The sequence below is a fragment of the Sphingomonas sp. IC081 genome (assembly GCF_006874585.1).
In the GTDB taxonomy this organism is placed as follows: Bacteria; Pseudomonadota; Alphaproteobacteria; order Sphingomonadales; family Sphingomonadaceae; genus Novosphingobium.
The window spans coordinates 95,629-110,907 of record NZ_CP029761.1; the positions used below are offsets into that span (position 1 = coordinate 95,629).

The following is a 15,279-nucleotide window of genomic DNA, read 5'->3' on the forward strand; positions in this document are numbered from 1 at the left end:
CGGGGGCGGCCAAGGAGGTTTGCGTGAACCGGCCCGAAACAGCCTGGACTGAGCCGCTGCACATTTTCGAGACCCGCCTGCACGCCGATCCGGCACGGGTGGTCCTGCGACCCTTCCACCTCGGCTGGCAGGCGAAAAACGCCCCCGGCGGCCGGGCGATGCAACTGGTGGAGGACATCGCCGCGCTCACCGAGGAGCGTGCCGATGCCGAATACGAGCGGGTGCTGCGCGACTTCAAGGAACGCCACTGGCAGACCGAGAACATCTTTGCCGAACGCTTTGCCGAAGTGGCGGCCAATCTCGATCTTGATCCGGCGCGGTTTTCCGAGGCGCGCAAACGCCTGATCGGCTCGTACTTCTGTCATGAATACACGTTTGCCGCCGCCGCGCTGATGAACCCCTCGATCGTGCCCGCGCCCGACCAGTCGGGCATGCAGGATGGATCGGTGCGTTTCATCATGAGCCTGCGCGCGGTGGGCGAGGGGCACATCAGCTCGATCGCCTTTCGCGAGGGCATTGCCGAGGCGGACGGCACGTTCAGCCTCTGGCCGCAGGCAGCGTTCGCGACGTCGGTGGAACTCGATGACGAGGAGCAGATCGATGCCGAGGACTGCAATGTCCTTGTCCATCGCCAGCCCGATTCGAGCCTGTCGAACACGGTGATCTTCCCGATTACCGAGCAGCAACGCGGCGGACTGGAGGATTTGCGCCTCGTCCGCTTCGACCACGGCGGCGGCGACTACGAATGGGTGGGGACTTATACCGCCTATTCGGGCAGCTCGATCCGCTCCGAACTGCTGCGCACGCGCGACTTCCGGGCTTTCGAACTGGAGCCGATCCGGGGCCGGGCCGGGCGCAACAAGGGCATGGCGCTGTTTCCCGAGAAGATCGGCGAGCAGTTCTGCATGGTCGGGCGACAGGATGGCAAGAACCTTTTCCTGCTGAAATCCGACGACCTGGCGGTATGGGATGATGAAGGGGTGATGCTGATGGGGCCCAAGTACCCCTGGGAGTTCATCCAGATCGGCAATTGCGGCAGCCCGATCCCGACCGAGCATGGCTGGCTGTTGTTCACCCACGGCGTCGGCGCGATGCGCAAGTACGCGCTGGGCTGCGCGTTGCTCGACCTCAAGGACCCGTCGAAAGTGCTGGCCCGCACCGTGGAGCCGGTGCTGACCGCCGAAAACGCCGACCGCTCGGGCTACGTGCCCAACGTGGTCTATACCTGCGGGGCGCTCAAGGTGGGGGAACGGCTGCTGATCCCCTACGGCATTTCCGATAGCACCGTGGGTTTCGCGACGTGCGAGATCACGGCGCTGCTGGGCCTCATGACGTAGCGGCTGCGAGCGGTTATCCCAGGGCCTCTTCCTTGCGCAGCGGGAGCATGATCGAGGCGGTGGTGCCGCTGCCGGGGCGGCTGTCGATGTCGAAGCGGCCGCGGTGGCGCTCGACGATGTGCTTGACGATAGAGAGGCCGAGCCCGGTGCCGCCCACCGCGCGGCTGCGGCTGGTGTCGGCGCGGTAGAAGCGCTCGGTCACGCGGGGCAGGTGTTCGGGGGCGATGCCCTCGCCCTCGTCGCGTACGGTGACGAGGACCCAGCCGGTCGCCGTCGCCTCCAGCGAGACGTCCACGTTGCCGCCCTGCTTGCCGTACTTGATCGAGTTGTCGATCAGGTTGCGCAGCACTTGTGCCAGTTGCCCACGGTCGCCGGTCACCACTGCGGCATCGCAGTTGGTGTGGACCGTGACGTTGGAGCCCGGCTTCGATTCGCCTGCCATCGTTTGCGCCAGCGCCACCATCTCGACCTGATCGGAGGGCACTTCGTGCTTCACCGCCTCGATCCGCGAGAGGCTCATGAGGTCGAGGATCAGCGCCTGCATGCGCTGCGCCTCGTGGCGGATGGTGTCGAGAAAGCGGTTGCGCACGCCTTCGTCGCCGCCCGCCTTGGGGTTCATCAGCGTTTCGACATAGCCCATGACATTGGCCAGCGGGGTGCGCAGTTCGTGGCTGGCATTGGCCACGAAGTCGGCGTGCGATTTTGCCACGCTGACCCGTTCCGACAAGTCGTAGAGGCTGACCAGGCGGTCTGTCGGCGAGAGCACGCGGCAATCGACTTCCCACACGCTGCCTCCGGTCGAGAGACCGGAGACACGGGCGATGCCGCCTTCCTCGCTGAGGATCGCGGCCACCGCGCGCGGTTCGCGAATGGCGATGCGCACGTCCTGCCCGACGATATGGGCGCCCAGCAGCGCCTTGGCGGCGCCATTGGCGAAGCGCACCTGTCCGCGCGAGACCACCATCGCCGGGGTCTGGAGATGTTCGAGGAGGTGGACGCCGTCTGCGGCCATGTGGCTTTGCTTTCTAAGGTTCTAAACGTCTGACCTGTTTCCATGCATGCACTGGACGACAGGACAAAGACGCTGGGGCAAGGAACTTGCGGAAAATCGCCTCGATAATGGCGGTCCTATACGTATGCGCACATTGTATGAGTTCAAATGGTGCAAACGAGGTTGAGGTTTGCCGCGCTCTCGCCTAGCACTGCCCACGCAGTCCATGCTATGCTGCAACCGCGAAGACCAGACGTCCTGCCTGACACCGTTTCATCCTGTTTACATCTTCAGGATCGACGAAATCCCATGGCCGACCCTTTCTTTACCGGTGCGTATGGCTGGAATGCTGGAGGAGGAAACCCGCCGGTCCCCGGCGGACATGACGAAGAAGGTGAATAACCCCCAGAAGGTGGACAGCGCCCTGTGACCAATTCTACTAAGGCCCAATTCACGTCCGACCGCTTGTTGCTGTTCGGCGCCACGGGCGATCTTTCGCGCCGCATGCTCCTCCCATCGCTTTGCGCGCTCGATGCCGAAGGCTTGCTCGATCCCAAGATCGAGATCATCGGAACCGCGCGTTCCGAGCATGACGATGCCGAGTTCCGCAACTTCGCACGCGCCTCGCTCGAACAGTTCCTGCCCGCCGAACGGCGCGGCGGCATGGCCCGTTTCCTCAACCGCCTGTCGTACCAGACGCTCGACGCCAACCAGATGGAAGGCTTCAATGCATTGGCGGCCAAGGTGGGTGAGCCCAAGGACGGGTTGTCGATCTTCCTCTCCACCGCGCCCAGCCTGTTCGAGCCGACCATTCGCGGCCTCCAGGCGAGCGGGCTGGCCGGTGACAATGTGCGCATCGGCCTCGAAAAGCCGCTGGGCATCGATCTTGCCTCCAGCAAGGTGATCAACGACGCCGTCGCCCGCGCTTTCCCGGAAGACCGTATCTTCCGCATCGACCACTATCTGGGCAAGGAAACCGTCCAGAACCTGCTGGCGCTGCGCTTCGCCAACCTGATGTTCGAACCGCTGTGGAACGCGGCGCATATCGACCATGTGCAGATCACCGTGGCCGAAACCGTAGGCCTCGAATCGCGCGTTGCCTATTACGACGATTCGGGCGCGCTGCGGGACATGGTGCAGAACCACATGCTTCAGCTGCTCGCGCTTGTCGCGATGGAGCCGCCGGTCAGCTACGACGCCACCAGCGTGCGCGACGAGAAGGTGAAGATCCTGCGCTCCTTGCGCAAGGTTGCCGCCAACGAGACGGTGACCGGCCAGTACCGCGCCGGTGCCATCGGCGGCCAGGCCGTGCCGGGCTACGACGACGAACTCGGCAAGGATTCGAACACCGAGACTTTCGTCGCGATCAAGGCGCATATCGACAACTGGCGCTGGCAGGGCGTGCCCTTCTATCTGCGCACCGGCAAGCGCCTGCCGCGCCGCACGACCGAGATCGTCGTGCAGTTCCGCGATGTGCCGCACTCGATCTTCCACGGCCGCGGCGCCAAGACGGTGCCCAACCGCCTCGTCATCGGCATCCAGCCGAGTGAGAACATCACGCTCTCCCTCATGGCCAAGGTGCCGGGGCTGGACCGCAACGGCTTCGGCCTGCGCTCGATCCCGCTCGCCATCACCATGCCCGACGCCTTCGCCGGACCGCAGCGCCGCATCGCCTATGAGCGCCTGCTGCTGGACCTGATCGAGGGCGAGCAGACGCTGTTCGTCCGCCGCGACGAGGTGGAAGCGCAGTGGGACTGGATCGACGCGATCCGGACCGAGTGGGAGGAACAGGCGCAAGAGCCCAAGACCTACACCGCCGGAAGCTGGGGCCCCTCCGCCGCCATCGCCCTCGCCGAGCGCGATGGCGTAACGTGGCACGAGTAAGCAGGCCAGAACGGGCATGATCGCGCAGCGCACCCTATATCGTGGGGTGCGCGCGCATCCCCGTGCCCATGCCCCCGCGAACCGGTGGAAGATAACTATTGACACCGGTTACCTAAACGCCTTCAAGCCTCGCCCGGGAGATCCCGAGGGCGCGGCTTCGGGAGGCTGAGACAAGACAGACGCCACGACAGCAGTGGCAGACGGACAGAGCAGGAGTAACCCCATGAGCAACCTCAGCCCGGTGGTCGCCCGCGTGACCGATCGCATCATCGAGCGATCGAAGCCCACCCGCGAACGTTATCTCGCCATGGTCGAGCGTGAAGCCGGCCGCCATTCGGACCGTTCGTTCCTTTCGTGCTCCAACCTCGCGCACGGCTTTGCCGCGAGCGGTGAGGACAAGCCTGCCATTGCCACCGGCAAGGCGATCAACGTCGGCATCGTCACCGCCTATAACGACATGCTCTCGGCGCATCAGCCCTATGGTCGCTATCCCGAGCAGATGAAGCTCTATGCCCGCGAAGTGGGCGCGACGGCGCAAGTTGCCGGCGGCGTGCCCGCCATGTGCGACGGCGTGACGCAGGGCTTCGACGGCATGGAACTCTCGCTGTTCAGCCGCGACACCATCGCCCTTTCCACCGCCGTCTCGCTGAGCCACGCGATGTATGACGGCATGACCCTGCTCGGCATCTGCGACAAGATCGTGCCCGGCCTCGTCATGGGCGCGCTGCGCTTCGGCCATCTGCCTGCCGTGTTCATCCCCTCGGGCCCGATGCCCAGCGGCATCTCCAACAAGGAGAAGCAGAAGGTCCGCCAGCTCTATGCCGAGGGCAAGGTCGGCCGTGAGGAACTGCTCGCCAGCGAAAGCGCCAGCTATCACTCGGCCGGCACCTGCACCTTCTATGGCACCGCCAACTCCAACCAGATGATGATGGAGATGATGGGCCTGCATATCCCCGGGGCCGCTTTCGTGCCCCCGAACACGCCGCTGCGTCAGGCCGTGACCCGCGCCGCCGTCCACCGCGTGACCGAGATGACCCGCAAGGGCGACGACTTCCGTCCGATGGCGCATGTCGTGGACGAAAAGGCGATCGTGAACGCCATCGTCGGCCTGCTGGCCACCGGCGGATCGACCAACCACGCGATCCACCTGCCCGCCATGGCCCGCTGCGCCGGTGTCCTGATCGACTGGCAGGACTTCGACGAACTGTCCAGCGTGGTGCCGCTGATCACCCGCGTCTATCCCAACGGTTCGGGTGACGTGAACCACTTCCACGCCGCTGGCGGCATGGCATGGATCGTGCGCGAACTGCTGGATGCGGGCCTTGCGCATGAGGACATCCTCACCGTCTCCAAGGGCGGCATGCGCGACTATGCCACCGAGCCGACGCTCGATGAAGGCGAACTCAAGTGGAAGCCCGCCCCGGCGGTCAGCGGCGACGAGGCCATGCTGAGCACGGTGGCGAAGCCTTTCCTGCCCGACGGCGGCATGCGCCTCGTCTCCGGCAACCTGGGCCGCGCCACTTTCAAGACCAGCGCGGTCGACAAGGAGCGCTGGACCATCGAGGCCCCGTGCCGCGTGTTCGAGACGCAGGAAGCGGTCATCAATGCCTTCAAGGCGGGCGAACTGGATCGCGACGTCGTTGTAGTCATGCGCCATCAGGGCCCCCGCGCCAATGGCATGCCCGAACTCCACAAGCTGACCCCGCCGCTGGGCGTGCTGCAGGATCGCGGCTTTAAGGTGGCGCTGGTCACCGACGGCCGCATGTCGGGCGCGTCGGGCAAGGTCCCCGCTGCCATCCATGTGACGCCCGAAGCGCTGGCCGGTGGCCCGCTCGCCTACCTGCAGGACGGGGACATCGTGCGTCTCTCGGCGGAAGACGGCACGCTCTCGACCACGGCGGACCTCTCCGGTCGCTCACCCGTCCCGGCCCCGGCTCCGGCCGAAGGCATGGGCCGCGAACTCTTCGCCATGTTCCGCATGAATGCGGGCGGCGCCGAACAGGGCGGTTCCTCGATGCTGGAGGTCGCCGGTCTGTGAGCGCTTCTGTGAGTACCGAACTCGTTGCCGTCGATATCGGCGGTACCCATGCCCGCTTCGCGCTGGCCTCGGTCGGCGTTGACGGGCAGATCACGCTCGGCGAACCCGTCACCCTCCACACCAGCGACCACGGCAGCTTCCAGCTCGCCTGGCAGGCCTTCCGCGAGCGCATGGGCGGAACCTTGCCCGATGCCATCTCGATTGCCATCGCCGGCCCGGTCGGCGGCGAGGTGATCCGCTTCACCAACAACCCGTGGATCATTCGCCCGGCGATGATCCCCGAGAAGATGGGGGTGTCGCGCTACACCGTGGTCAACGACTTCGCGGCGGTCGCCTATGCCGTCGCGCTGGCGCCGGACGAGGCGTTCCTGCACCTTGCCGGGCCTGATGTGCCGCTGCCCCGGTCCGGTACACTGAGCGTGCTCGGGCCGGGCACCGGCCTTGGCGTCGCGCACTTGTGGCGCAACGGGTTGCCGCACGGGCAGGGCGGCTTCTACCACGTGCAGGCGACCGAGGGGGGGCATACCGACTATGCCCCGCTCGACCTCATCGAGGACGCGATCCTCGCCCGGCTGCGCAAGCGCCACAACCGCGTCTCCACCGAGCGTGTGGTCTCGGGCCCGGCCATCGTCGACATCTACCAGACGCTGGCCGCCATGGAGAACCGCGCGGTCCACGACATGACCGACGTCGATATCTGGACCGCGGGCACCAATCTCTCCGATCCACTGGCCGCCGCCGCCGTCGACCGTTTCTGCCTCGCGCTCGGCAGCGCGGCGGGGGATTGCGCGCTGTCCCATGGCGCCAGCGGCGTCGTGATCGCCGGCGGGCTCGGCTACCGTATCCGCGAGACCATTCTGTCCTCGGGCTTTGCCGAGCGTTTCTGCGCCAAGGGCCGCTTTGCCGGCATGATGGCGCAGATGCCGGTCAAGCTTATCACCCATCCGCAGCCCGGCCTGTTCGGCGCGGCTGCCGCCTATGTCAGGGAGCACCATCAATGAGCAGCCCGTCCGAAGCCGTCGAAAAGGTCATGCGTCTGGCCCCGGTGATCCCGGTGCTGGTGATCGAGGATATCGAACACGCCCTGCCGATCGCCGAAGCGCTGGTCGCAGGCGGCCTGCCCGCCCTCGAAGTGACGCTGCGCACCGAATGCGCGATCGAGGCGATCAAGGTGATGAAGCAGGTCCCCGGCGCCGTGGTCGGCGCAGGCACCGTGCTTTCGCCCGATGACCTCAAGCGCTCGATCGATGCAGGCGCGGAATTCATCGTCTCGCCCGGCCTCACCCCGATGCTGGCCGAAGCCGCCTACAAGACGAAGATCCCGTTCCTGCCCGGCACCGCCAACGCCAGCGACGTGATGTTTGCGCTGGAATGCGGGTTCGACCGCCTGAAGTTCTTCCCGGCCATGGCGGCGGGCGGACCTCCGGCGCTGAAGGCGATCTCGGCACCGCTCTACAAGGCGAAGTTCTGCCCGACCGGCGGCGTCACGCCGGAGAACGCGCCCGAATGGCTGGCGCTGGACGCGGTGCTCTGCGTCGGCGGCAGCTGGATGGTGCCCAAGGGCAAGCCGGACGTCGCCAGGATCGAGGCGGCGGCCCGCGCTGCGGCAGGGCTCGCACGTTGAGCCCGGCGGCGCTGACCACGGTCGACGATCTCGACCGCCGCCTTCAGGAACTCCATGTCCTGACCGCCCAGACGCCGCTCTACAATCCGGTTTTCCAGTTGGGGCTCGAACTGTCGCGCCAGCTGGAAAACGGCGAAATGGGCCTCGACCAGATCGAGGCCCTCGTCGCCGAGATGGAGTGCGAGGGGCTGCGCACCCGCGCCGCGCGGCTGGACCGCATGCTGGCGCCGATCGCGCCCGCCGAAAATGCGGCCCGTCTCGATGCGGCGGCGAGCGCCACGGGAACGGGGGATGATTTCACCGCCTTCGCCGTGCGCTGGCAGCGCCCCGCCGCCCATGTGGTGTTCACCGGGCACCCGACTTTCCTGCTCTCCACCGCCCAGACCGAGGCCGTCGCCCTCGCCGCCTCCACCGGCGACCATAGCGAAGCCGCCGTCTGCGTCGCCTCGCCCGATCGCGACACGATCACGCTCGATTACGAGCATGGCAAGGCGATGGATGCCATCGCGCGCGGCCAGAAGGCCCGCGACCGCATCAACGAGCGCCTGTTCGACATTGCCGCCGCCCGCTGGCCCAAGCGCTGGAAGGGCCTGAACCCGATGCCGGTGCGCTTCGCATCGTGGGTCGGCTACGACATGGACGGCCGCACCGACATCGGCTGGTCCACCTCGATCCGCTACCGTCTGGAGGAAAAGGCCCAGCGGCTTGCGAGCTATGCCGAAACGCTGGCCCAGGCCGCGCCGGACATCTCGGCCAGGCTGGCCCGCGCTGCCGCGCATGCCGCCGATATGGCCGCGCGCTTTGCCGCCGACCTTTCCGCGCCCGAGGCGCTCTCCGCTGCCGCCAATGCGCTGACCGCCGACCATGCCGACAAGCTGGTCAGCCTCGATGCGATCATCAGCGACCTCGAATCCGAGGCGCGCCACGCCGATCAGGACCAGGCGCGCACGCTCCTCGTGGCCGCGGCCGCCATGCGTGCGGACGGCCTTGGCATGGGCTGGATCCACTTCCGCGTGAATGCCTCGCAGCTCCAGAACGCGATCCGCCTGCGCATCGACCCCGAAGGCCGGCTGAACCTCGCCAGCCAGGCCGCGCTGGTGCGCATGCGCGAGCTGCTGGCCGAAGTCACGCCGCTGAAGTCCAACTTCGCCGCGCTGGCCATCGAGAACTCGACCGCCGTGCGCCAGTTCCTGGCAATGGCGCAGATCCTCGGCCATATCGACGCCGATGCGCCGATCCGCATGCTGGTGGCCGAGTGCGAGGAGCCGACCACGATCCTCGCCGCGCTCTATTTTGCGCGCATGTTCGGGATCGACGACAAGGTCGACGTCTCGCCGCTGTTCGAGACCGAGTCGGCGCTTGAGCATGGTGGACGCTTCCTCGATGCGGTCCTGGCCGAGCCTGCCTACCGTGACTATGCCCACAAGCGCGGCCGCGTCTCGATCCAGACCGGCTTTTCGGATGCGGGGCGCTTTGTCGGGCAGGTTCCCGCCGCACTCGCGATCGAGCGTCTGCAAGGCCGCCTCTCCGAAGCGATGGTCGCCAATGGCCTGACCGACGTTTCGGCGCTGATCTTCAACACCCACGGCGAATCGATGGGGCGCGGTGCGCATCCGTCCAGCATCGAGGATCGCTTCCAGTGGCCGATGAGCCCCTGGGCGCGCCGCCGTTTCCTGCGCGCGGGCATCCGGCTGGAGCCGGAAGTCTCGTTCCAGGGCGGTGACGGCTACCTCTGGTTCGGATCGGACGAACTGGCGCTCGCCACGCTTACCCGCATGGCCGAAATGCCGCTTTGGGGCGCCGACGCCGATGCGCCGACCGACTTGTTCTATCGCCGCACCGACCTCAGCCTCGATTTCTACCGCGCGATCCGCGGCGTGCAGCACGAGCATCTGGAATCGGCCACCTACAGCCGCGCGATCACCGCATTCGGCCTCGGCCTGCTCAACGACACCGGCAGTCGCAAGTCGCGCCGTCAGTCGGACCTTGCCTCCGACCGCTCGATGAGCCTCAGGCAGATCCGCGCGATCCCGCACAACGCGATCCTCCAGCAGCTAGGCTATCCGGTGAACGTGATCGCCGGGATCGGCACCGCGTCGGACGGCAACCGCGAGGAAGTGGCCGCCTTGCTGCGCGAGAGCGAGCGCGGGCAGCAGCTCATGCGCCTTGCCCGCAGCGCCAATGCCCTGGCCTCGATCAAGACGGTGGCGGCTTATGGCGAGCTGTTCAACTCCGCCTACTGGGCCAGCCGCCCCTATCGCGGCGATGAAAAGCACATCGCCGGGGCCTGTCTCAAGCTGGCGGAATACCTGACCAAGGACGACCGCACCGGGGTCTATCGCCGCCTCGCCTCGCGCCTGCGGGTCGATGCGATGAAGCTGCACTTCCTGCTCGACCTCTTGCCGGACGAGACCCCGCTGCCGGACCGCGAGCATACCCGTCGCAGCCTCGGCGTGCTGCAGTCGCTGCGTATCGCCTTGTTCAAGCACATGTTCCTGCGCGCCGTCATGGTGCCGCAGTTCAGCCGCGCGAACGACATCAGCCGCGACGACGTGCTGGAGATGTTCTTCACCTTGCGTGTCGAGGACGGCCTCGCCCAGTTGCGCCGCGCCTTCCCGACGAGCTTCCCCTCGATCGACGACTTCACCGTAGACAAGCCCAGCGACTACCCGGATTCGAGTGCGACCGGCTATGCGCAGATCCACCGTGAATTCATCGATCCGATTGCGCGGTGCTATGCGCTGTCCTTGCGCATCACCACGGCGCTGGCGAACGAGTTCGGCGCCCACGGGTGATCTGTTTGAAGGGAGGCCACGGTTATCCGCGGCCTCCCTTCGCAAATCCTAGAAGTCGAGCTCGAAGCGCGTGCCGATGACGTTCGCGCCATAGTCGGTCCGGCCGGACGGCAGGGCCTTCGCGCCCTTGTAGGCGAGCCGCGCGTAGTTGAGATTGAAGCGCAGGTACTCCACCGGGGTCCAGACCAGCGCGGCAATATAGGCCTGCTGGCTGCCGCCGCGAATGTCGCGGTCGTCGAGGTCGAGCCAGTCGTAGCGCGCGGTGAGCTGGAGCGAGCCGAAACCGCCACTGCCGAGCGGACGCGCCGGGGCCTTGTTGGTGAAGATGCCTTCCTTGTAGCCCCGGCTGTCGCCCGGCGTCAGGAACACGCCCAGTTCGCCGTACGCGCCCTGGAAGCGGACCGAGGGCGCGTCCAGGCGATCGGCGGTGAGGGTGTTGTATTCGGCGGCGGCATGCCAGCGGCCCCGGATCACGGCCGTTTCCAAGCCCCAGTTGAACTCGCTCGCGACCTGCATCGCCGGGGTGCCGATCAGGCGCGTGTTGGTCGAGTGGACGAACGGGCGCTGGCGATAGCGGGTATCCCCTTGCGACAGCCGCCCCAGATTGCGCCAGTGGACGGAGCCGCCCAAGTGCAGCTGGGTCTTGCCCAGCCTGGGCGCATAGACCAGCCGCGCATCGACGCCGTGGCTGTCGTTCTCGTCGCCCCCGGTCTCCCCGTCCGCATCGTTGGCGAGCGCGCCGATGTCGTCGCTGAACAGGCCTGCCTGCGCGAGCAGGGCGCCGCGCTGGTATTGCACCGAGGCGCCGAGGCGGCGTTCGAAATTGAAGGCGTCGGTGAAGGCGGCGCGCTCCATCACGCTGCCGCTGGTGTCGCCGGTCAGCTCGTCGAGCGATTGGAACGGGTTCTGGTTGCCCAGTTTCACGTTCCACGGCCCGTGTTTGTAGCTGACATAAGTATCGACAAGATCGACGGCATTGTCGGAGAGTTCGAGTTCCAGCTTGTACCCGAAGCCGCCGCCGATCGCGCCTTCGGCGCCCAGCCGGATACGGCGCATCTCGTTGGAGAAGCCAAGGCCTTCGTCACCCAGCGAGCCGGGCGCACGGACGTAGTTGGCATCGGCCTGGATGCGGCCCTTGACCTTGAAGGCGCGGTCACCCTCGGTGATCTGCGGGCTGCCTTTCCAGCCGATCGCGGCGCCGGGGCGGGGATCGGCCGGGGCGGCTGCGGGTGTGGTGGCGGCAACGGCGGGGTGCGTGGCGGCGGGGGACGCGTCACGCGCGGGCGCGCTGCTGGCGGGAGCGACGCCGGCAGGGGCGACGACAGTGGGGGGGGCGCCAGTGGGGGCAAGGCCGGCGGCGGCGAGGCGGGCTTCCATCGATTCGACTTGCGCCTTGAGCGCGGCGACTTGCGCCTGCAGACTGGCGGCTTCCGCGGGGGAGATCGCCTGTGCCTGTGCCTGGATGGGCGCGAGTGCGGACATCACGGTGAGCGGCGGGGCAAGCAGGGTCGCCAGCGCGGGTGCAAAAGACGGGTGGGGCATGTTCGCCATTCTAGAGGGCATCGGGCGTCGGCTTCCGGGTCGCTGGGCGGATTATCGCAAAAATGGGCCCGTGAGTGGGCGCCGACCGGCCGACTATGGCTCTAGAATGACGGTTGAGTGACAATTGTGACCGCCGGGTGCGTCGACATGCTTTGTCATGGAGTAGTCGCAAACGGGCCATAAACTTTCATAGCAAAATCCGCAGGAAACCGCGCTTTCCGGCGCCCGCGCTATAAAGTGTCATGGAATTGAAACACGCCAGTCATACTGGCGTCGTGTCGATGCCATCAAAGTTTCATGAAAGGTCGGGCAAGGTGAGGAAACCAAAGGCAATTTTAACGCTGGCGCTGTCCGTGCCGGCACTTGCCATTGCTGCGGGCTGGGCGAATCCGGCTGAGGCGGCATCGTCTTCGTCATCGGATTCGGCTGCGATTCGCCAGGAACTGGAAGCGATGCGCGCGCAGATGAAGGCGATGGCCAGCCGCATCGATTCGCTCGAAGGCCAGTTGGCGAACGCCAATGCCCGCGCCGATGCCGCGACTTCCGCCGCCGCCAGCGCCGCCCAGAGCGCCGCGCAATCGGCCAGCGTTGCCGCTGCCGCCAAGGAAACCGTCACCCAGCAGGCCGCCAAGGCGCCGCCGGTGCAGGTCGCCTGGAAGGGCGCGCCGGAATTCAAGGGCGACAACGGCTGGAGCTTCAAGCCGCGGGGCCGTCTCCAGATCGATGCGGGCGGTGTCGACGGGCCCTCGGGCCTCAACGAGAGCTCGAGCAATCACCTCGGCGTCAGCACCGAACTGCGCCGTGCCTACCTCGGTTTCGACGGCACCATGCCGGGTGGCTTCGGTTATCGTTTCGAGGTCGACCTTGCCAATTCGAGTGTCGCCATCAATGACATGTACCTGACCTACCGGGTCAATCCGAAGATCACCCTGGCGCTGGGCAACCAGAAGCCGAACACCGGCCTCGAGGACCAGACCTCGGACCTGTTCACCAGCTTCATGGAGCGTGCCGCCTTCACCAGCGCCTTCGGCTTCGAGCGCCGCGTCGGCCTCAATGCCCAGTACCTGGGCAAGGACGTGGTGCTGCAGGGCGGTGTGTTCAGCGACGATCCCAATTCGCTCAACAGCGACTACGACAAGTCGTGGAGCGTGGACGGCCGCGCCGTCTACATGCCCAGGCTGGCGGGCGGCACGCTGCACCTGGGCGGATCGGTCCACTGGCGCACGCTCAACGATTCGATCACCACGGTGACCTACCAGAGCCGTCCCTTCGTCCACACCACCGACTTGCGGCTGCTCAGCGGGGGCGTCACCGGGGCGACCAACGAACTCGGGCTCGGGCTCGAGGCAGCGTGGATCAAGGGGCGTTTCCATGCCTCGGGCGAAAGCTACTGGCAGAAGGTGCGGCGCACCGGCTTTGCCGACCCTACCTTCAACGGCGGTTATGCCGAAGTTGGCTATATGCTCACCCATGACGAGACCGCCTACAAGAATGGCGTGTTCGAACGTATCCGTCCGCATGACGGCTTCGACAAGGGCGGCCTCGGCGCGGTCCAGCTCAATGTCCGCTATGACTGGCTGAACCTCAACGACGCCGGGATCGTCGGTGGACGTGAGCAGACCGCTGGCATTTCCGCGATCTGGATGCCGACCGACTATGTGCGTTTCATCCTCAACTACGGCCATGTCTGGGTGAAGGATTCGCCGGTGCTGGTCAATGGCACCGACGGCACTTACGGCGTCGACTCGATGGGCATGCGCGCCCAGTTCGACTTCTGACGAGATGACCCGCGAAGGGGGCGGGCCGCAAGGTCCGCTTCCTCTTGCATACTTGCCTGAATTCCACCCGGCGCAGCCTGCTCTGCGCCGGGCCCGAAAACGCGCGTCTTGATGCGCCTAATCCTCCGAAAAACCAGCAATTGCGCCGATTGGCGAACAATGTCACTTCTTTGTCATGGAAGTGTCATTGTAGGCCAATAGGGGCAACTCACACTTGAAGCCCAAGGGGTGACATCATGCGTTCCACCAAGACCTTCCTTATCGTCGCTGCCTCCAGCGTGGCACTTGCCGGTTGCGGCGGCTCGGGCGGCTCCTCAGCCGGTTCGCGCGACTTCGTGCGCGCCGTCGGTTCCTCGACCGTCTATCCCTTCGCCACCGCCGTGGCCGAGGAAGTCGCCAAGGCCGGCGGCAAGTCGCCGGTGATCGAATCGACCGGCACGGGCGCGGGCATGAAGCTGTTCTGCGCCGGTGTCGGCGCCCAGCACCCGGATATCGAAGACGCCTCGCGCCGGATGAAGAAGTCCGAGTACGAGGAATGCCAGAAGAACGGCGTGACCGAGATCGTCGAGATCCAGGTCGGCATCGACGGCATCGCCTTCGCCGAAGCCCAGAACGGCCCCGGCATGAAGCTGACGCCCACCGACATCTACAAGGCGCTGGCCGCCAACCCGTTCGGCAAGCCCAACACCGCCAAGACCTGGAAGGACGTCAACCCGTCGCTCCCGGCCGAGCCGATCCTTGTCTACGGCCCGCCGTCGACCTCGGGCACGCGTGACGCGCTGAAGGAACTGATCCTCGAGGCCGGCTGCAAGACCGACGCCGCGACCAAGGCGCTCAAGGACACCGACAAGGACAAGTACGAGGCGATCTGCCACGACATCCGCGAGGACGGTCCTTACGTCGACGCTGGCGAGAACGACAACCTGATCGTCCAGAAGATCTCGCAGAACCCCAAGGCCATCGGCATCTTCGGCTTCTCGTTCCTCGAAGAGAACGCCAAGACCATCAAGGGCATCCCGATGTCCGACGTGGTGCCGACCTATGCCTCGATCTCGGACTTCTCGTACCCCGGTGCGCGCCCGCTCTACATCTACGTGAAGAAGCAGCACCTCGCGCCGATCAAGGGCCTGCAGGCCTACGTGAACGAGTGGGCGAAGTCGTGGGGCCCGGATGGCTACCTCAAGGCCAAGGGCATGGTGATCTCGCCCGACGCGGTGCGTGCCAAGAGCGCGGACATCATCGCCAAGATGACCCCGCTCAACCCCGCCGACCTCAAGTAATCTCGTCTAG

Annotated in this window: 11 protein-coding genes; 8 read left to right on the top strand and 3 right to left on the bottom strand. The window is 66.2% G+C overall.

The genetic code is table 11. From position 1 onward, the window contains the following. Positions 1-23 precede the first annotated feature (23 nt). Positions 24-1,337: a glycoside hydrolase family 130 protein gene (locus tag DM450_RS00525; RefSeq protein WP_185928658.1), complete on the top strand. Its 1,314-nt coding sequence runs from the start codon at positions 24-26 to the stop codon at positions 1,335-1,337. Positions 1,338-1,350: 13 nt separating this feature from the next. Here the strand turns inward: DM450_RS00525 and DM450_RS00530 are convergent, their stop codons facing one another. After that, positions 1,351-2,349 (bottom strand): cell wall metabolism sensor histidine kinase WalK, encoded by a 999-nt coding sequence (locus tag DM450_RS00530; protein ID WP_142632136.1) that lies wholly within the window; start codon positions 2,347-2,349, stop codon positions 1,351-1,353. Between the two features lie 405 nt (positions 2,350-2,754). Between DM450_RS00530 and zwf the strand changes: the two genes are divergently transcribed. From zwf to DM450_RS00555, 5 genes are all read left to right on the top strand, one after another. Further along, positions 2,755-4,212, top strand: coding sequence for a glucose-6-phosphate dehydrogenase (gene zwf / locus DM450_RS00535; RefSeq protein ID WP_142632137.1), 1,458 nt, complete (start codon positions 2,755-2,757; stop codon positions 4,210-4,212). Between the two features lie 223 nt (positions 4,213-4,435). Further along, the gene (gene edd, locus DM450_RS00540; RefSeq protein ID WP_142632138.1) at positions 4,436-6,250 is read left to right on the top strand and encodes a phosphogluconate dehydratase; all 1,815 of its coding nucleotides are present in this window, start codon (positions 4,436-4,438) and stop codon (positions 6,248-6,250) included. A gap of 8 nt (positions 6,251-6,258) precedes the next feature. Next, a complete protein-coding gene (locus DM450_RS00545) occupies positions 6,259-7,251 on the top strand; it encodes a glucokinase (protein WP_142632139.1) in 993 nt (330 codons plus the stop codon). Continuing rightward, positions 7,248-7,874 (top strand): bifunctional 4-hydroxy-2-oxoglutarate aldolase/2-dehydro-3-deoxy-phosphogluconate aldolase, encoded by a 627-nt coding sequence (gene eda / locus DM450_RS00550; RefSeq protein WP_142632140.1) that lies wholly within the window; start codon positions 7,248-7,250, stop codon positions 7,872-7,874. Before DM450_RS00545 ends, eda begins: the two co-directional genes overlap by 4 nt. Beyond that, entirely contained in the window at positions 7,871-10,669 is a 2,799-nt protein-coding gene (locus tag DM450_RS00555) for a phosphoenolpyruvate carboxylase (protein ID WP_142632141.1), read from the top strand. Before eda ends, DM450_RS00555 begins: the two co-directional genes overlap by 4 nt. A 48-nt stretch (positions 10,670-10,717) precedes the next feature. Here the strand turns inward: DM450_RS00555 and DM450_RS00560 are convergent, their stop codons facing one another. Then, the gene (locus DM450_RS00560; RefSeq protein ID WP_260610023.1) at positions 10,718-12,211 is read right to left on the bottom strand and encodes an OprO/OprP family phosphate-selective porin; all 1,494 of its coding nucleotides are present in this window, start codon (positions 12,209-12,211) and stop codon (positions 10,718-10,720) included. 295 nt (positions 12,212-12,506) lie between these two features. Continuing rightward, a complete protein-coding gene (locus tag DM450_RS26070; protein ID WP_260610025.1) occupies positions 12,507-12,698 on the bottom strand; it encodes a hypothetical protein in 192 nt (63 codons plus the stop codon). On the opposite strand from DM450_RS26070, the gene DM450_RS00565 reads away from it, so the two are divergent. Further along, positions 12,685-13,989, top strand: a complete 1,305-nt coding sequence (locus DM450_RS00565; RefSeq protein WP_260610026.1) for an OprO/OprP family phosphate-selective porin — start codon at positions 12,685-12,687, stop codon at positions 13,987-13,989. The two genes, DM450_RS26070 and DM450_RS00565, sit on opposite strands and share 14 nt — an antisense overlap. A 236-nt stretch (positions 13,990-14,225) precedes the next feature. Beyond that, complete coding sequence (locus tag DM450_RS00570; protein ID WP_142632143.1) at positions 14,226-15,269, top strand: substrate-binding domain-containing protein; 1,044 nt, start codon at positions 14,226-14,228, stop codon at positions 15,267-15,269. Positions 15,270-15,279 lie beyond the last annotated feature (10 nt).

What these genes read in the sequence shown, in the direction of transcription:
- DM450_RS00565 (WP_260610026.1), top strand. Translation starts at nt 12,685, where the DNA reads ATGGCCAGCCGCATCGATTCGCTCGAAGGCCAGTTGGCGAACGCCAAT.
- DM450_RS26070 (WP_260610025.1), bottom strand. Translation starts at nt 12,698, where the DNA reads ATGCGGCTGGCCATCGCCTTCATCTGCGCGCGCATCGCTTCCAGTTCC.
- eda (WP_142632140.1), top strand. Translation starts at nt 7,248, where the DNA reads ATGAGCAGCCCGTCCGAAGCCGTCGAAAAGGTCATGCGTCTGGCCCCG.
- edd (WP_142632138.1), top strand. Translation starts at nt 4,436, where the DNA reads ATGAGCAACCTCAGCCCGGTGGTCGCCCGCGTGACCGATCGCATCATC.
- DM450_RS00530 (WP_142632136.1), bottom strand. Translation starts at nt 2,349, where the DNA reads ATGGCCGCAGACGGCGTCCACCTCCTCGAACATCTCCAGACCCCGGCG.
- DM450_RS00570 (WP_142632143.1), top strand. Translation starts at nt 14,226, where the DNA reads ATGCGTTCCACCAAGACCTTCCTTATCGTCGCTGCCTCCAGCGTGGCA.
- DM450_RS00560 (WP_260610023.1), bottom strand. Translation starts at nt 12,211, where the DNA reads ATGCCCCACCCGTCTTTTGCACCCGCGCTGGCGACCCTGCTTGCCCCG.